Below are 16,231 nucleotides of genomic sequence, written 5' to 3'. Positions count from 1 at the left end.
CCCCGCCCGTCAACGTCGCAGGCGCGGACAAACAGGCGGCATGCAGCATCCGTCGCACCAGCCGATGAATTCCACACTCTTCATGGAGGAAAAATGGCCAACCAACCCGCAGTGGCCTCCGGGACCCAAGCACCCTTTGTAGGGCGCAAGGGCATGTACAAGGCATTCGCCGCCAGCCTGACAGGCACGGCCCTTGAGTTCTATGACTTCGCCGTCTACTCCGCAGCCGCGGCGATCGTTTTCCCGCTCATCTTTTTCCCGGCCTCGGACCCGGTGACGGGCACCCTGCTCGCCTTCTCGACGTACGCCGTGGGATACATTTCCCGCCCGGTCGGCGGCATCATCTTCGGCCGCCTCGGGGATGAGATCGGCCGCAAGAAGATCCTGGTGTTCACGCTGATGCTGATTGGCGTCGCGACCTTCCTCATCGGTCTGCTGCCCACGTATGACAACATCGGCATCATCGCGCCGGCCATCCTCGTGTTCCTGCGTTTCGCACAGGGCGTGGGCGTCGGCGGCGAATGGGGCGGCGCCGTGCTGCTCTCCAGCGAATTCGGTGACCCGAACCGCCGCGGCTTCTGGGCGTCGGCGGCACAGATCGGGCCGCCGGCGGGCAACCTGATGGCCAACGGTGCGCTTGCCGTGCTGACGCTGACCCTCTCGGAGGAAGCATTCCTTGACTACGGCTGGCGGATTGCGTTCCTGATCTCAGCCCTGCTTGTGGCTTTCGGCCTCTGGATCCGCCTCAAGCTCGAAGACACCCCCATCTTCAAGGCCATGGAGGCCAGGGGAGACAAGCCCAAGGCCCCGATCAGGGAAGTCCTCACCACCCAGCGCCGTCCCCTCCTGGCCGCGATGCTCAGCCGGATCGGCCCGGATGTCACCTACGCCCTGTGCACTGTTTTTACACTCACCTACGGCATTCAGGAGCTTGGCTTCGACCGCGGCCAGGTGCTCGTGGCCGTACTCGTCGGTTCGGCACTCCAGCTCTTCACGATGCCGCTCGCCGGCCACATCTCTGACCGCATCAACCGCCGGCTCGTCTACGGTATCGCCGCTGTGGCGGCCGCAGTGTGGGCGTACTTGTTCTTCATCGTTCTCGAAGGCCGTTCGCCGGTAATGCTGATCGTGGGCACGGTCCTGGGCCTGCTCTGCCACTCCTTCATGTACGGGCCGCAGGCAGCCTTCGTTGTCGAGCAGTTCTCGCCGCGGCTCCGGTCCACCGGCAGCTCACTGGCCTACACATTTGCCGGGATCATCGGCGGCGCCATAGCGCCGCTCATGTTCACCCTGCTGCTGAGCACCTTCCACAGCTGGGTCCCGGTCGCCATCTACCTCAGCGTCGCGTGCCTGCTGACCCTGGTCGGACTGGCGCTCGGCCGGGACTCCAATGTCGCCGAGGACGAGGAATATCTGCAGTCGTCAGGTGAACTCGTGGGGAGCGGCACGCGATGAACCAGCCGAACTCCCTTGTGGCACCGTCCGAAGCGCGCCGGCAGTTCCGCAACGGCCTCGTCACACCCACATCCGGCTGGAGCGACGGCTTCACCCAGGCGAACCTCATAGCAGTGCCCGCCGACTACGCCGACGAATTCATCGAGTTCTGCCGGCTCAACCCGAAGGCCTGCCCCGTCATCGACATCATCCCCGCGGGCAGCTACGAAAGCGCCCTGGCAGCCGGGTCGGATATCCGCAGCGACATTCCGGCGTACCGCCTGTGGAAGGACGGCGTCCTCGCCGACGAAGTGCCTGACGTTTCGTCGGCCTGGCGCGACGACATGGTGGCCGTGCTCATTGGCTGCAGCTTCACGTTTGAGGCCGCACTCGCCAGCGAGGGCATCCCGCTTCGTCACACCGAAACCGGCCGCAACGTTCCCATGTACCGGACCAATGTGGAATGCACGCCCGCGGGACGCATTCACGGCCCCATGGTTGTCTCCATGCGACCGATGCCGGCCGAGATGGTCGAGACGGCCATCAGGGTCACCTCACAGGTGCCGAAGGTACACGGCGGACCTGTTCATGTCGGAACACCCGAGGAACTGGGTATTGCTGACATCGACCGCCCCGACTTCGGAGATGCCGTGGAGATCCGGCCGGGGGAAGTGCCGGTGTTCTGGGCCTGCGGCGTGACACCGCAGAGCGCAGTAATGGCATCACGGCCCCCGTTCGCCATCAGCCATGCTCCCGGGCACATGTTCATCACCGACGTTCCCGAAAGCAACTACCGGAAATCAGCGGGAGATGAATAAACAGTGAAAAAGAGGATTCCGGCGGCCGGGCGGATGGCCCAAGGAGGAGTCACTCCAGCGGGGCCACGGCAGCAAGCCACCGGCACGCACTGCGAACTATCAGGGGTCTGGCAAGACCCCGCGGGAGTGCACATAGCGTTGCGCGAGGGCCAGCTCTTCCCGGGTGACTCAGGCCGGCCCCTGCCTGTGGACACGCGTCGGCTTCCTGGAACCCAACGAAATCTGATTCCCTAAATGCACGGCTGGGCAGTGGTTAGCACCGCCCAGCCGTGCATTGTTGTCCCGTCCGGATTTTGGCGCCTGTCCGGTGCCGGACCGGCCGCGGCCCCGGTCAGGGGAGCCGCAAGGGCTTGAGCTCGTCGAACCGGTCGCCCGGTCCGGGATTGTCGGGGCTGGTCTTGCCGCCAAGCTGCGTCATGACGCCCCACACCGCGTTGAGGCCGGTGGTCACCGCGCCGTCGGCCCAGCCGCCGGTCCAGGAGACGCCGTCCCCGGCCAGGTAGATCCCGCGGTGGGCCGCGTCCATTCCATCCTGCATGAAGTGCGTGTAGAGCCGCTCCTGGTAGCGGTAGTGCCCGGGGAGGTTGTTGCTGAAGACACCCATGAAGTTGGGATCGTCCTCCCAGGAGACCCTGATGGGCTCGCCGATGATGTGCGAGGCGATGTCCACCGTGGGGTAGATCTGCTTGAGGGAGTGCAGCATGAGCCGGACGCGTTCGTCTGCATCCAGCGGCAGCCATTTCAGGGCGTCGTCATTCCGTTGTCCAGCAGATACGTTCCGCGAGTGAGACGGTCCGTGAGTGTGGTGCTCATGACCTGGCGCCCGGTAGCCAAGTCGATGTCCTTCCAGAACGGCCTGTCGACGACGACGAACGTCTTGGAGGACTGCAAGTAGTGGCTGCGCTCGATCGCGGTCCAGAGCTTGTGGCTGAACAGGGATTCGTCGACGTCGATGCGGGCCGAGAGCAGCCAGCTCTGGCAGGTCGCAATGACAGCAGGGTACTGCCGCGACTGTCCCCATTTGTCCGTTCCGGTGATGGGTCCTTGGCTGGCTACCTTTGCGCCGTCACCGCCGCGGACACGCCGGATGGAGGCGACGCCGGGCCGCGGGTGGCCCCCGTGCAGGGAGGCGAGGCTGGTGCCTTCCGGCCAGTGCGCCAGACCTGCCGGGGCATGGTTCCAGAGGCGTTCGGGCAGGAGCTGGGCGCCGCCGATGATCCGGTGCTGGTCGGCGTCGGCGTCGACGTAGACCACACGGAGGATCTCCAGGGGATGACTCGTACACAACCGGTTTGAGACCCATCTTCATGAGCTCGTAGGCTGCGACGAGTCCTGACAGCCCGGCCCCGACGACGGCCACTTCCGTACCGTACATGTCCGCGGGCACGGAGCCGATTCCGGCTTCATGGGAGATGTAGTCGTCGTAGGGGAACGGGAAGTCGGGGATGAGCATGCTCAGGTTTGCAGTCGGCGTGCTGGTGGCTGCGATGGTCACGGAAGTCCTTACTGGGGGTGGGCGCTGGCTGCGCTGTGAACGAAGGGGGAAAGATAGTCGGTGTCCAGCCGGGCCTGGGGAAGAGTGGACACCGCAACGTCAGCGAAGATGAGCGCGGCGTCGTCTCCGGCCGCCGCAAGGCGGCGTCCGTACGGATCGGCGACGGTGCTCAGGCCGGCGAAGTGCGGGCCGGCATGGTTGGCGTAGGCAATGAACAGCTGGCTTTCCAGGGCGCGGGTGGGGACCACCATCGCCGGGATGAGCCGAGTGTCCAAGGGGTGGGTATCGGACTGACCAGCCACGCCGGAGGGGACGGCCGCACGCAGCGGGACCGCCGTCGGAATGCAGAGCAGTTCCGCGCCGGCGAGCGCAGCAGCGCGGGCAAACTCGGGAAACTCGATGTCGAAGCAGATGCCGAGGGCAACGTTGAACCGTTGAACCGTACGACGGCGGGTGGCGCCCCGCCGGCGTCGAACGCCTCCGTTTCTGCGCTCCCGAACAGGTGCTGCTTGCGGTAGCGGGTCACCTCCACGCCGTCGCGGCCGAAGAAGGATGCCGAAATGTAGCGCCGGCCCCCATCGTGCTCGACAGTGGAAGCGACGATCGCCAGGCCGGCGGACACGGCAATGTCGGCGAGCAGCTTCCGCTGGCCAGTCCCGTCGTGCTGTGGACCAGGCTGGGGGCGTAGCCGCTGACGAACAGCTCGGGCGTCACGAGGAGGTCTGCGCCCTGTGCCTTCGCTTCCTGGGCGCGGGCGGCAAGCCTGTTCAGGTTCTGCTGCGGTGAGTTGACCAGTCCGGTGGCCTGCAGGACGGCCACCTTGATCCGGCCGGTCACTTGGTGCCCTCCGGCCGGAGTCAGGCCTGACGCTTGAGGACCTGCGCCGCAGCAGCCTCAGTTCCTTTTCGGCCATCCTGTCCGTTCTAGGCGAAAGCGCCCCGGACGTCGACGCCTTGGAGGCCTTCGCTTCGGAGCTAGGTGCCCGCAGGGCGCGCCAGGGGGTGCCTTTGGAGAGCCTGGTCCGGGCGATCCGGCTCGACTTCTCCGTGTTGTGGGATGCCCTGTCCGCCCCCGAACTGGGTGCCGATCCGGCACTGCTGGTAAAGAAGGCCGAAGTCGTCTGGGCCACCGTGGACCGGTTCGCCGCCCGTGTCCAGGAGAAGTACCTGGCGGAGCTGGAGGAGATTGAAGGCGCCGATGCCGACCTGCAGCAGCAGTACCTCACGCAACTGCTGGCTCCGGCCGAACCCTCGGCCGCGGATCTGTCCCGGATTGCCGGCGCCCTGCGCGTTGACGCCCGCTCGGCGTTCCTGGTCGCGGCAATTGACCGGAACGACAGCCTGACGGTCAGGCGGCGCCTGCGCGCACGTCCGCCGAGGGACACACCGGTCTTCACCTATGACCAGGGGCACCACACGCTCGTCATCCGGCCGCGGAATGTCTCCGCCGAGGAGCGGTTGAGCTTTCCCGAGGCCTCCCTGTTCGAGGGCATGGCCGTGGCCGTGGCGCCCCACGCCAGCGGAATCGGGGGAGTGCGCACCGCGTCCAGTGCAGCCCGCGAGATCATGAAGGACCTGCCCATGGGCAGCAAGGGCGTCTTCACGCTCCGGGACCGCTGGCTGTCCATCACCGCCCACCGCCTGGCGCAGGTCGGCTGCGACCCGGAACTGCTCGTCTCCTCCGCGCTGGGCCGGTGCACCGCCGCGGAGCGCGAACGCCTCCTGGAGGCCGCACGCGTCTTCCTCGAGCTTGGCAGTCTGGTGGCGACCGCGGATCGGCTGGCCTGCCACCGGAACACCATTGTCAACCGGCTGTCGGCGTTCGAGAACTACACCGGCCTGGATCTCCAGAAACCTCGCGACGCGGCGTTGGCCCTGATCGCCGTCGGGCGTTGAGAGCTGCGGTCACCCCCCCCAATTGGGCCCCTGCGGAGCGGGGGCACTCGCGGAGACTCCAAGGTTTTTCCAAGGTGGCGGATCGAGCATTAGCGTTACCCCACATCTCCAAAGCCACACGACGTCCCGGGTCTTCAGACACTTCGCTCTGCAACGGTTGCGACTAAGACCGGAACAAGACAGTGAGGATCTGCCATGAGCAAACTAAGGAAACTGGGTGCGATCGGAACCCTCGGGCTGCTGGTTTCCAGCACCCTCGTATTCGGTTCCGCCAACGCGGCTATGGCGGCGACCTGCAGCCCGGGAACGGCCGCCCCTGTCAGCCCGCTGTCGGGCAGGATGCTGACCGCCACGACCTTCGAGGGCAACTCGCTCTCCCCGTTCGTCGCTACGACCTCGGGCAATGGCACGGCGACGGTCGCCAGTCCGACGGCGCACTCCGGGACGTGTTCGGCCAGGCTTCACGCCACGGCGGATGTCGGTTCTGTGGCCAACATGGGATTGGCGCTGCCCGCCGGGACCAAGAGGGCCGGCGCAGACGCGTGGGTTAACATCGCGACTGCCGGGCTGCGAGGGAACAACGTGCCCTACGTACGGTTCTTCTCCGGTACCACCCGGATCGCGGATGTGTTCCGGGACAACGCCACCGGAAAGCCCTGGCTGCGGATCACGAATCCCGACGGTACCTTTACGTACACCAAGCTCTTGGCCACAAGCATCAAGCTGAACACGTGGCACCGGGTCCAGATGCAGGTCAGGGCGAATGGGGCCAGGTCATCCATCGAAGTCTGGTTCGACGGCGCGTCCGTCTTCTCCAAAGATGTGGGTCTCGTGACCACGAGCCTGAGCAAGGTCCAATTTGGCGCCGAGCACCCGCGCCAGATGGGAGACAGCTACGTCGACGACGTCGTAGTCAGGCGATAATCCGCACGCACTAGCGGGAGACGGGTTCCTTGGCATCGAGCAGGTTAAGTTCGCTGCGGCGCGGGAAGCCTTCCCAGTCTCCGGGGACCAGGCAGGCGAAGGCGCCGGTTGCCGCTGCAGTTGCAAGCCTGTCCTCCGGGCTGCGCCCTTCGATGAATTCGGCCAGGTAGCCGGCGACGAACGCGTCGCCGGCTACCACCGTGTCCACCACGTCGACGGCGACCGCCTCCCGACGGAACAACCGGCCGTCTACCAACGCCAGGGCGCCTTCCGCGCCGAGCTTGATAACAGCCTGGCCGGGTCCGAGGGCTGCTATCCGCCGGGCCAGTTCCTCCGGCCCGGCGGCACCCACCGCTATGGCTGCCTCGTCGTCCCCTGCGAACACGATGTTGGCCAACGGAATGATGTCGCGGTAGACACTTCCGGCACCTTCGCGCGACCACAGGTTTGCGCGGTAGTTAAGGTCAAAGGACACGGGCACGCCTGCTGCCCTGGCGGTGTCAATTGCGTACCTCAGGGTGGCTTCCGCCTGCGGGGACAGGGCCGGGGTGATGCCGCTGACGTGCAGCAGGCCGGCGCGGGATATGAGTTCTTGGTCGATGTCCACCGGTGCGATCCGGGATCCGGCGCTGCCGGCTCGGTAGTAGCTGACGCGCTGGCTGGCTGGCGTCCGGCGTTCCTTGATCATCAGGCCGGTGGGGGCGGAAGGATCGACGGCGATGCGCACGTCCACGCCTTCGGCGCGGATTTCGCGTTCCACGAGCCGGCCGAGGCCGTCCGCTCCGACGCGGCCGCACCATACGGCCTCCACGCCGAGGCGCTGAAGCCCGATGGCGACGTTGGATTCGGAGCCTCCGATGCCGAGGCTCATGGTGGACGCATGGGCGAGCGGGCCGACCTGGTCCGCGCGCATCAGCGCCATGGTCTCGCCGAGGGTCAGGGCGTAGGGCGCGGCGTTCACTTGTTTTCACCCAGCTGGCCTGCGGTCCTGTCGATCAGCTCGCGGACACGCCGTGCCCTGGCCGTGAGTTCCTGCAGGTCGCCGCCGCTGAAGGCGTCGCCGAGCAGCGGCCCACCGAGGCTGACGGCCAGGGCGCCGGCCCTGATCCAGCCTGGCACGTCCTCGATGTTGACGCCGCCGGAGGGGATCACCTGGATGTCCGGGAACGGGCCGCGGAGCTGCGAGACGTAACCGGCACCGACCGTGGAGGCGGGGAAGACCTTGACCGCGGTGGCACCCAGTATCCATCCGGCATGCAGCTCGGTAGGGGTTAGTCCGCCGGGGTAGACCGGGACGCCGCGGCCGACGCAGGCGGTGATGACGCCCGGATCCGTCACGGGGGTGACGATGTAGGCGGCACCCAGGTCGAGCGCCGTCTCAGCCTCTGCCGCTTCGGTGACTGTTCCGACGCCGATCTCAAGGGCGTCCCCGAACCGGTCCTTGAGGCGCGGAAGTTTCCCCCAGACGCCGGGCGTGCTCAGCGTGAGTTCGATGCTGAGCACGCCGCCGCGCTGCAGCGCCTCGATCACAGGTGCGTAGTCCTTGGCATGAGTGGCACGGAGCACCGCCACCACACGGGTACCGCTGAGGATGGCGGAAGGGGCGGGTCGGGAGAGGGTGCCTTGATCGAGGCGCTGCATGAAGATTTCCTTTTGGAGTGGTCGGCTGAAGCATGCCTGCCCGACGGCGGAGGGGCCGCCGCCGGGCTCTTGCGGACGTGCTACTTGGCGGTCGGCGTGACGGCTAAGTCAGCCACGACGGCGGTCTCCGGGGCGGCGTGGCCTTCACGGCCGGCGTCGTGGGGGTCGGTCAGGTCGCGGTTAAGCGTCTCGGGAGAGAGCCTGGTGGCAATGAAGCTGACGGCCATGACGAGCGACATGTAGATGGCCACCGGAATCCACGAGTTACTGAAGACTGCAAGAAGGCCGGCGCAGACCATGGGTGCGATGCCGCCGCCGATGATCGATGAGAACTCACGGCCGAGGGTGACTCCGGCGTAGCGGTAGCGGCTGCCGAAGATCTCCGGGAAGTAGCTCATGTGGACCCCCACGACTCCCTGGCAGGCGAGCATGAAGCCGATGATGATGACCAGCATGATGGCGATCGGCGAACCGGTGGTAAGCAGCATGAAGGCGGGGGCAGGGAAGAGGATAAGCGCTCCGGTGATGATGGAAACCACGCGGCGGCGCCCGATCTTGTCGGAAAGCATGCCGAAGGCGACGGCGGCGCAGCCTCCGCAGATTGAACCGATGAGGAGAACCTGCGGGATGAATTTGGGGTCTGTCCCCACCACGGTGATCAGGTAGGACGCCATGAAGACCTGGATGGTGTACGACTGGGTGCTGACGCCGAAGTTCATCAGGATGACGCGCAGCACGTTCGCCTTGCCGTGCTTCATGACTTCCTTGAGCGGAGCGGGCGGCTCGGTGCGCTGCTGCTTGATTTCCTCAAAGACAGGGGATTCGTCCAGTTTGCGGCGGATGACAAGTGCGGCGATAGTCACGAAGATGCTCGACAGGAAGACAAGCCGCCATCCCCACGTCATCATGTCGTTGGGAGCCAGCGCCTGGGCGGCGATCCAGACCAGCGCACCCAGCGCGGTGCCGGCGGCGGCGCCGACCATGATCAGCGAGGCCAGCTTGCCGCGCGTGCCCGGAGCTGCGGACTCAGTTAGCAGGGTGGCTCCGCCGGATTGCTCCGCTCCCGCGCCGAAGCCCTGGGCCGCACGACACACGCACAGCAGGATCGGTGCCAGGACGCCCACCTGCTCGAAAGTGGGCAGCAGGCCGATCACCAGCGTGGCGCCGCCCATCAGCAGCAGGGTGGTGACCATGATCCACTTGCGGCCCAGCCTGTCCCCGAAGTGGGAGAAGAAGATGCCGCCGAGCGGGCGGAAGAGGAATCCGACGGCGAAGGTGCTGAAGCTGGCCAGCAGGGCTGTCGCGGGTGAAATGTTCGGGAAGAAGAGCTTGCTGAAGACCAGGGCTGAGGCCGTGCCGTAGATGACGAAGTCGTAGAGCTCGAGGGTGGTGCCGATCAGGCCTGCCAGGGCGGCCTTTCGCACCTTCTTTTGGTCAACTGCCGCCACTGGGGGGTTTGCTGCTGATGTCATTTCCATACTCCTTTGAATGGATGTGCGTCGGTGATTGAGCCTGGGGCCACGACCGCCGGGTTCCCTGGCCGAGCTTGCGAGGCTAGGGAGCGGTTGGGGAGGGTCTCGTGCTGGTAAATCAGTAGGTGATGAGGACCTTGAGGTTGGTCGGGTCGGTTACGGGTGCTGTGAGGGCGGCCGCGGCCTCTTCGAGCGGGTAGGTGCTGGTGATGATGGACCGGAGGTCCACCGCCCCGGATGAGGCGAGTTCGATCGCCGTCGGGAAGGCATGGGCGTACCGGAAGGCGGTCACGAGGTCGATTTCGTAGCGCTGGAGGAACCCGAGCGGGATGCCGTCCACGGTTGGCCGGGCCTGGCCGACGACTGTGGCGCGGGCCGCCGGCGCCAGCGTCTGGATGCCGTCAGCAAGGGCCTTGGTGTTGCCGGAGCATTCGATCAGCCGGTCCATGTTGGTCAGGTCCAGCGGCGTGGCCGCGGTGTTGACGGTGCGGGTGGCCCCGAACTTCGTGGCGACGGCGAGGCGGTCGTCATTCACGTCCGTCACCACGATCTCCGCGGCGCCCCTGGCGGCCGCGACCTGGGAGACCAGCAGGCCGATGGGTCCGGCGCCGGTGATGAGCACGCGGTGTCCGGGCTGCACCTGGGCGCGTTCGACGGCCCAGACGGCGACGGCGAGCGGTTCGATCGCGGCCCCGATTTCTGCCGGGATGCTGTCCGGCAGTTGGTGCACGGCCCTTTCGGGCACGACGACGTGCCGGGCAAAGAGCCCGTCCGTGGGTGGGGAACCGAAGCAGGTCCCGGCGGGGCAGAGGTTGTAGCGCCCGGAGAGGCAGGTGGGGCAGTCGCGGCAGGGCAGGGCCGGCTCAATCACGACGGCGGTGCCGGCGGCGACGCTGGCCTGCGCACCGGCGGCGATCACTACTCCGGCGCCTTCGTGCCCAAGGACCGTGGGCTGGCGGAGCACGTTGGTGCCGTTGCGTCCGTCGGCGTAGTAGTGCATGTCCGAACCGCAGATCCCGCCCGAGCGCATCTCGACCAGGACGTCGTTCGGGCCCAGGGTGGCCAGTGGCTTGTGCTCGATGCGAAGGTCGCCGGCGCCGTGCAGCACGGCTGCCTGGGTGCCGGAGGGAAGCCCGGCGGTGTCCGCTGCGGGAATGGTTTGGGTGGTCATGGTCTGCCCTGTGTGGTTTGGAGGGATGAAGGGTGTGAGTGGGCGCTCGCTTCTGCGATCGCGGCCAGCGGGCCCGCGGAACGGATGATGTCGATGAAGTCGCCGGTGCGCGCGATGAACTCGCTGCGCTCGGCGAGTTCATCGCCGAGGAGGTGGTGGTCGCCGAGGACCTTGCCGGCCAAGTCCTTGCCTGAGCGGGCGCCTGCGGCCAGGCCGGCCAGCAGGCCGCGGGCCGGATCTTCCATCGCGTCGGCCTGCGGTCCGGGGTCGAACCCTGCGAGCGGGGCGATGCATGACAGATACGACGCCGTGGTGAGCGCCAGCAGCTGCGGCATCCGGCCGTCGTCGAGCATCTCCAGTGCCGGCAGCGGGATCCGCTGGCGGAGTTTCACGGAGCCGTCGGAGCCCACCTGGCTGGTGCCGTGGCCGAGGGCGGTGTTCCGCCAGCGGGAGAAGAGCTGTTCCTCGTAGGCATCGACGTCCACTCCGGCGGGCACCGAGACGCTGGGCAGGTACTCGTTCCTTAGGACCGAGCGCGCGGCCAGTTCAATGTGGGTGTGGGAGACCGATTCGGGGATGGTGTCCGCGCCCGACAGGGCCCCGAGGTAGGCGATGAGGGAGTGGGTGCCGTTGAGCAGGCGGACCTTGAGCTGCTCGTAGCCGGCCACCTCGTCGGAGAACACGGCGCCGCCTGCCTCCCATGCGGGGCGTCCGGCGATGAAGTTGTCCTCGACGATCCACATGGTGAACGGTTCGGCCGGTACCGGGATGCGGTCGGTGTAGCCGCGCCGGGCCGTGACCAGGTTGCGGTAGTGCTCGGTGGTGGCCGGCACTATCCGGTCCACCATGGAGGAGGGAAAGCTGGTGCGGGTGTCGATGAAGGCCAGGGCCGCGGCGGCTTCGGCCGGCGGGAGCAGGGAGGCGAATTCCCTGACCAGCCGCTGGGTGTGGTGGCCGTTGTCCGCCAGGTTGTCGCAGCTGAGGATGGTCACCGGCTCGGCGTGGGTGCGGGACCGGTGCTGCAGGCCGCGGACGATCTGTCCGATCGGTGTCCGAGGCGCCGCGGGGTGCACGAGGTCGTGCCGTATGGCGGGGTCCTTGAGGTTCAGCGAGCCGGTGGCCGGGGTGTAGTGGTAGCCATTCTCCGTGACCGTCAGGGACACAATGCGGGTGGCGGCGTCGCCGATGGCACTGATGACACGGCCTTGGTTCCCGGCTGCCGTAAAGGCGTCTGTGTGGACCTGCGGAACGCTGAACTTGGAGCCCTCGGGCGAGATTTCCACGACCGTGTAGAGCATGTCCTGCGCGTGCATGGCATCAGGGATGGCCGAGGACCGGCTGGAGACTCCGACGATGCCCCAGTCTCCGCCCTGGGCGGTGACGGCGGCGTCCGTGTAGACGGCCTGGTGGGCCCGGTGGAAGTTGCCCAGGCCCAGGTGCACGATGCCGGCGGCCGGGGCTGCCGGACGCCGCAGGATTCCGGGGGTCTTTGTTGACAGCGCGGGGAGGGAGGAGGCCACGGTTACCAGTCCTTCATGGAGCCGTCGAGTTCCCGGGCGATGGGCAGGTACGCCTGCTTGTAGAGGAAGCGGGCGGCGGCTTCTTCATCCACCTGGACGCCGAGGCCGGGTTCGTCGCCGGGGTGGAGGTAGCCGTCCTCGAAGCGGAAGCTGGACCGGAAGACCTCGGACACGAGGGGGTCGTAGCCCATGTATTCCTGGATGGCGAAGTTGCTGGTGGCCAGGCCGAGGTGCAGCGATGCCGAGAGGTTGATCGGCGAGACGTCGGACGGGCCGTGCGGGGCGCCCTTGATCTGGTAGACCTCCGCCAGGGCGAGGATCTTGCGGACGTGGGAGATGCCTCCGGCATGGACGACGGCGGTGCGGATGAAGTCGATGAGCCGTTCGGTGATGAGCTGCTCGCAGTCCCAGACAGTGTTGAAGACCTCGCCGATGGCCAGCGGGATGGTGGTCTGCTGGCGCAGCGCGCGCAGCAGCCGCTGGTTTTCGGCCGGCGTGACGTCCTCAAGCCAGAACAGGTCCACATCCTCGAGGGACCTGGCCAGGCGCGCGGCTTCGGTGGGGTTGAGCCGGTGGTGGACGTCGTGGAGCAGCTTCAGTTCCGGGCCCACGTGCTCGCGCACCGCGGAGAGGATCTTGGGGGCGTGGCGCAGGTAGGCCGAGGTATCCCAGTCTTCTTCGACCGGTCCGGCGCCGCGGCCGGCGGGTTCATAGCTGGCAGCGCCCCTGGTGACGCCGTAGACCTTGTCCAGGCCCGGGACGCCGGACTGGGCGCGGACCGCCCGGAATCCCTGTTCGCGGCGCTGTTCCACGGAGTCGAGGAGTTCGGGGAGATCCCAGCCGGTGGCGTGGGTGTAGGTGAGGATCTTGTCGCGGGCTGCACCGCCGAGGAGCTGGTAGACAGGGACGTCCAGGGCCTTGCCCTTGATATCCCAGAGTGCCAGGTCGATGGCGCCGATGGCTGCCATCGTTACCGGCCCGCGGCGCCAGTAGGCGCCGCGGTAGAAGTACTGCCAGGTGTCTTCGATCCGGTCCGCGTCCCTGCCCAGCAGTGCAGGGGCGAGGTGGTCGCGGAGGTAGCTGGCGACGGAGAGTTCGCGGCCGTTCAGGGTGGCGTCGCCCCAGCCGACGATGCCGTCGTCGGTCGTTATTTTCAGGGTGACGAAGTTGCGGCTGGGGCTGGTGACGAGGACGTCGACGTCGACGATTTTTCGGGTCATCGGGAAATCACTACATTCTTCAGGGGCTGGTTCGTGGACAGGCGGGTGATGTTTTCGGCGATCTCGCGGGCGCGGCCGCGGAAGGTTTCGGCGGTGACGCCGGAGGAGTGCGGGGTCATGATGATGTTGTCGAGCCGGCCGAAGGGCTTGGTGGCCGGCTCGCCGCGGCCGTCGGTGCCGGGGTACTGGTACCAGACGTCGATGGCGGCGCCGGCAATCCGGCGGTCCTTCAAAGCCTCATAGAGTGCGGTTTCGTCGACGACGGGCCCGCGGGCGACGTTGACGAGCTGTCCGTGGGGGCCGAGTTCGTCCAGTTCGGCGGCGCCGATCAGGGACGTGGTCCCGGCATCCAACGGGATGCTGACCACGAGAACGTCGGACTCGCTGAGGGCTTCGCTGAGGCGGTCGGTGGTGCCGGCCCAGCGCAGGTTGTGTTCCCCGGGGCTGACCGAGCCGCTGCGGGTGATCGCGATGCCCTCGGCGCCGAAGGCCTGAAGGAGTTTCCAGGCGGCGCTGCCGATGTGGCCGAACCCGAGGAAGGTCACCACGGCTCCGCGAAGAGTCTCCGGCTGGGGGATCTCGGGGGAGTAGACCGACGAGGCCCAGACTCCCGTGCGCAGGGCGGCGTCCTGGCCCAGCAGGTTGCGGCGGAGCGCCACGAGGACGGCGGCGATGTGCTCGGCGATGGAGCCCTCGTGGTGGAAGGTGTTGGCGCAGACCGCCCCGGCAGGCAGGGCGGCAGCGTCGATGCCGTCGTAGCCTGCGCCGGCAACATGGACCAGGCGGAGGTTGCGCGCCTCTGCTCCCATGGCCGCGGTGAACTTGGGCCCGACGTAGACGTCGGCGTCCTTGAGGTCCGTCAGCACCGAGTGTTCATTCCAGCTGTCGTGCCAAGAGGTGGCAGCTCCGGTTGGAAGTGCTTCCTCGAAGGCGGCCCGCTGGGGCATCAGGTTGGGGTCTGCGATGACGATTCTCATGGTTACTTTCCCTGGAGGGTATGGTCAGCGGTGCGTGCCGCGAAGGTGGAGCCGCGCACGATGAGCTGTGAATTGAGGTGGACGGCCTCGGTGGCCGTCGGCTTGCCGGCAATCTGTTCGAGGAGGAGTTCAAGGGCGAGGGAACCGCTGCGGCTGATGGGAACCCGGACAGAGGTGAGTCCGGGTTCTGCAGCGGCGGCGATGTCGAGGTCGTCGATGCCCACCACACTGATGTCTTCGGGGCAGTGGTAGCCGAGCGTCCGGGCGCCGGCGAGCATGCCGATTGCCACCAGGTCGTTGTAGGCGATGACGGCGGTGGCGCCGCTGGCGACGACCGATGCAGCGGCGGCCAGGCCGCCGTCGACGGTTGCGTTCTGGTTGCCCACGGTGACCAGCTCGATGCCCCACTCGTCACAGAAGCGCGTGATGGCGGTCAGGCGCTGGCCGTTGGCCCATGACGATGCCGGCCCGGGGATGTAGGCGAGCTTGCGGTGGCCGAGGGCGTAGAGGTGTTCCACGGCCTGGCGGAGGCCTTCGCCGGCTTCCATCAGCACACGCGCTGCATGCTCGGCCTCGCCGTTGATGACCACGAGCGGTGCGTTGCCCGCCAGGTTGTGGATCTGGTCCGAGGGGAGCCGGGGCGAGCACAGGATGATGCCGTCCACTCCGGTGGCGAAGGCTGCGAGGTGGTCGCGCTCGCGGGCGGAGGATTCGGCGGTGTCGGCCAGCACCATCCGGTGGCGGCCGTGCCAGGCCTGGTCCTGGATGGCCTTGATGAGGGCGGCGAACACCGCGTTGGAGATGTCCGGTACGACGACGCCGAAGGTCCGGCTGCCGGTGAGGCCCGGCACTTCGTAGCCGAGCTGAACAGCGGCGTCCATGACCTTCTGGCGGGTCTCTGCCGCCAGCCGGCCGGGGTCTCCGAACGCCCGTGACGCCGTGGCGAGCGAGACGCCCGCCAGCTTTGCGACATCGGTGAGTTTGGCCGCCATTGGTCCTCCAGTTGCCTCGTTGAAACTCTTGCACCTCAAGTATGGAAAGGGTTGTACAAGCTTGTCAAGCTTTTTCCATGACGTGGCTCACAGGCTGATAGCCACGTAAGCGGGTTGAGAAAAGTGCGCGCAACTCCAGTCCCTCGCATACTCTTTGTATACATCACGGCGCCGTCGGTGGGACTGAAGGAGATGCAATGCGCAAACCAGAGTTGGAGTTCCATGAACCCCTCGTTGACTGGCAAAAGACGAACGGCGACGCCGAACACGGGATTTGGGAGCAGATACTCGCTGCGGACCCTGTTAGCGGAGACTCGACCTTGCTCCAACGCTATGATCCCGGTGCCGACACCATAGCTAGCGGCGTGATCGTCCACGACTATTGGGAGGAAGTCATGCTTCTCTCGGGGGAACTCACTGATGTGACCCTCGGGAAGACTTTTACGCCCGGTATGTACGCGTGCCGTCCACCTGGCATGCGTCACGGGCCTTACCTTAGCCTTGATCCACCGATCTGCCTGGTTGGATGATCTGATTCCGGTTTCGGCGGTTTTTCGGGCTGAGGGCGTGCCGGAGCGCCGGGCCTCGCTGCCGTTGGGTGTTCCACTGGTGGTTCCTGGTTGCGCCGTGTGGCTGGGTTGACGGGGGTTCAGGCTGGTTGCGGGGGCGGGT

Annotated in this window: 15 protein-coding genes and 1 pseudogene; 5 read left to right on the top strand and 11 right to left on the bottom strand. The window is 66.9% G+C overall.

Translation table 11 applies throughout. The features are described from left to right. Window positions 1-93: 93 nt before the first annotated feature. Window positions 94-1,455 (top strand): MFS transporter, encoded by a 1,362-nt coding sequence (locus J7I89_RS12635; RefSeq protein WP_214970718.1) that lies wholly within the window; start codon window positions 94-96, stop codon window positions 1,453-1,455. Continuing rightward, window positions 1,452-2,252 (top strand): putative hydro-lyase, encoded by an 801-nt coding sequence (locus J7I89_RS12630; RefSeq protein ID WP_214970715.1) that lies wholly within the window; start codon window positions 1,452-1,454, stop codon window positions 2,250-2,252. Before J7I89_RS12635 ends, J7I89_RS12630 begins: the two co-directional genes overlap by 4 nt. Before the next feature lie 331 nt (window positions 2,253-2,583). Here J7I89_RS12630 and J7I89_RS25605 read toward each other — a convergent pair. From J7I89_RS25605 to J7I89_RS12610, 3 genes and pseudogenes are all read right to left on the bottom strand, one after another. Then, window positions 2,584-3,705, bottom strand: a pseudogene (locus tag J7I89_RS25605) (FAD-dependent oxidoreductase). A 50-nt stretch (window positions 3,706-3,755) separates the two neighbouring features. Continuing rightward, window positions 3,756-4,148: a nitrilase-related carbon-nitrogen hydrolase gene (locus J7I89_RS12615; RefSeq protein WP_308159904.1), complete on the bottom strand. Its 393-nt coding sequence runs from the start codon at window positions 4,146-4,148 to the stop codon at window positions 3,756-3,758. A 121-nt stretch (window positions 4,149-4,269) separates the two neighbouring features. Continuing rightward, the gene (locus tag J7I89_RS12610; protein ID WP_214970709.1) at window positions 4,270-4,584 is read right to left on the bottom strand and encodes a nitrilase-related carbon-nitrogen hydrolase; all 315 of its coding nucleotides are present in this window, start codon (window positions 4,582-4,584) and stop codon (window positions 4,270-4,272) included. A gap of 164 nt (window positions 4,585-4,748) precedes the next feature. Between J7I89_RS12610 and J7I89_RS12605 the strand changes: the two genes are divergently transcribed. Together J7I89_RS12605 and J7I89_RS12600 are read left to right on the top strand one after the other, a co-directional pair. Beyond that, window positions 4,749-5,642: a helix-turn-helix domain-containing protein gene (locus J7I89_RS12605; RefSeq protein ID WP_214970706.1), complete on the top strand. Its 894-nt coding sequence runs from the start codon at window positions 4,749-4,751 to the stop codon at window positions 5,640-5,642. A 195-nt stretch (window positions 5,643-5,837) separates the two neighbouring features. Continuing rightward, complete coding sequence (locus J7I89_RS12600; protein ID WP_214970703.1) at window positions 5,838-6,566, top strand: polysaccharide lyase; 729 nt, start codon at window positions 5,838-5,840, stop codon at window positions 6,564-6,566. Between the two features lie 10 nt (window positions 6,567-6,576). Here J7I89_RS12600 and J7I89_RS12595 read toward each other — a convergent pair whose 3' ends face one another. The 8 genes from J7I89_RS12595 to J7I89_RS12560 form a co-directional block, all read right to left on the bottom strand. Then, window positions 6,577-7,527, bottom strand: a complete 951-nt coding sequence (locus tag J7I89_RS12595) for a sugar kinase (protein WP_214970701.1) — start codon at window positions 7,525-7,527, stop codon at window positions 6,577-6,579. Next, window positions 7,524-8,207, bottom strand: a complete 684-nt coding sequence (locus J7I89_RS12590) for a bifunctional 4-hydroxy-2-oxoglutarate aldolase/2-dehydro-3-deoxy-phosphogluconate aldolase (protein ID WP_214970698.1) — start codon at window positions 8,205-8,207, stop codon at window positions 7,524-7,526. Before J7I89_RS12590 ends, J7I89_RS12595 begins: the two co-directional genes overlap by 4 nt. 80 nt (window positions 8,208-8,287) lie before the next feature. Next, window positions 8,288-9,679 carry an MFS transporter gene (locus J7I89_RS12585; RefSeq protein WP_251045264.1) on the bottom strand — a complete coding sequence of 464 codons (1,392 nt, stop codon included), beginning with the start codon at window positions 9,677-9,679 and terminating at the stop codon, window positions 8,288-8,290. A gap of 118 nt (window positions 9,680-9,797) precedes the next feature. After that, on the bottom strand, window positions 9,798-10,850 hold the full coding sequence (locus tag J7I89_RS12580) for an NAD(P)-dependent alcohol dehydrogenase (RefSeq protein ID WP_214970695.1): 1,053 nt from the start codon (window positions 10,848-10,850) through the stop codon (window positions 9,798-9,800). Beyond that, a complete protein-coding gene (locus tag J7I89_RS12575) occupies window positions 10,847-12,370 on the bottom strand; it encodes a mannitol dehydrogenase family protein (protein ID WP_214970692.1) in 1,524 nt (507 codons plus the stop codon). The genes J7I89_RS12580 and J7I89_RS12575 overlap by 4 nt, the downstream gene beginning before the upstream one ends. 2 nt (window positions 12,371-12,372) lie before the next feature. After that, on the bottom strand, window positions 12,373-13,590 hold the full coding sequence (gene manD, locus J7I89_RS12570) for a D-mannonate dehydratase ManD (protein WP_214970689.1): 1,218 nt from the start codon (window positions 13,588-13,590) through the stop codon (window positions 12,373-12,375). After that, the gene (locus J7I89_RS12565; RefSeq protein ID WP_214970685.1) at window positions 13,587-14,567 is read right to left on the bottom strand and encodes a 2-hydroxyacid dehydrogenase; all 981 of its coding nucleotides are present in this window, start codon (window positions 14,565-14,567) and stop codon (window positions 13,587-13,589) included. Before J7I89_RS12565 ends, manD begins: the two co-directional genes overlap by 4 nt. Window positions 14,568-14,569: 2 nt before the next feature. Continuing rightward, window positions 14,570-15,559, bottom strand: coding sequence for a LacI family DNA-binding transcriptional regulator (locus tag J7I89_RS12560; protein ID WP_214970682.1), 990 nt, complete (start codon window positions 15,557-15,559; stop codon window positions 14,570-14,572). 197 nt (window positions 15,560-15,756) lie between these two features. On the opposite strand from J7I89_RS12560, the gene J7I89_RS12555 reads away from it, so the two are divergent. Beyond that, window positions 15,757-16,089, top strand: a complete 333-nt coding sequence (locus J7I89_RS12555) for a cupin domain-containing protein (RefSeq protein WP_214970679.1) — start codon at window positions 15,757-15,759, stop codon at window positions 16,087-16,089. Window positions 16,090-16,231 lie beyond the last annotated feature (142 nt).

It is taken from the genome of Arthrobacter sp. ISL-5, assembly GCF_018613835.1.
GTDB lineage: Bacteria > Actinomycetota > Actinomycetes > Actinomycetales > Micrococcaceae > Arthrobacter.
This window is presented reverse-complemented; position numbering and strand designations above follow the sequence as displayed.

What these genes read in the sequence shown, in the direction of transcription:
- manD (WP_214970689.1), bottom strand. Translation starts at nt 13,590, where the DNA reads ATGACCCGAAAAATCGTCGACGTCGACGTCCTCGTCACCAGCCCCAGC.
- J7I89_RS12630 (WP_214970715.1), top strand. Translation starts at nt 1,452, where the DNA reads ATGAACCAGCCGAACTCCCTTGTGGCACCGTCCGAAGCGCGCCGGCAG.
- J7I89_RS12555 (WP_214970679.1), top strand. Translation starts at nt 15,757, where the DNA reads ATGCGCAAACCAGAGTTGGAGTTCCATGAACCCCTCGTTGACTGGCAA.
- J7I89_RS12590 (WP_214970698.1), bottom strand. Translation starts at nt 8,207, where the DNA reads ATGCAGCGCCTCGATCAAGGCACCCTCTCCCGACCCGCCCCTTCCGCC.
- J7I89_RS12600 (WP_214970703.1), top strand. Translation starts at nt 5,838, where the DNA reads ATGAGCAAACTAAGGAAACTGGGTGCGATCGGAACCCTCGGGCTGCTG.
- J7I89_RS12585 (WP_251045264.1), bottom strand. Translation starts at nt 9,679, where the DNA reads ATGACATCAGCAGCAAACCCCCCAGTGGCGGCAGTTGACCAAAAGAAG.
- J7I89_RS12560 (WP_214970682.1), bottom strand. Translation starts at nt 15,559, where the DNA reads ATGGCGGCCAAACTCACCGATGTCGCAAAGCTGGCGGGCGTCTCGCTC.
- J7I89_RS12580 (WP_214970695.1), bottom strand. Translation starts at nt 10,850, where the DNA reads ATGACCACCCAAACCATTCCCGCAGCGGACACCGCCGGGCTTCCCTCC.
- J7I89_RS12565 (WP_214970685.1), bottom strand. Translation starts at nt 14,567, where the DNA reads ATGAGAATCGTCATCGCAGACCCCAACCTGATGCCCCAGCGGGCCGCC.
- J7I89_RS12635 (WP_214970718.1), top strand. Translation starts at nt 94, where the DNA reads ATGGCCAACCAACCCGCAGTGGCCTCCGGGACCCAAGCACCCTTTGTA.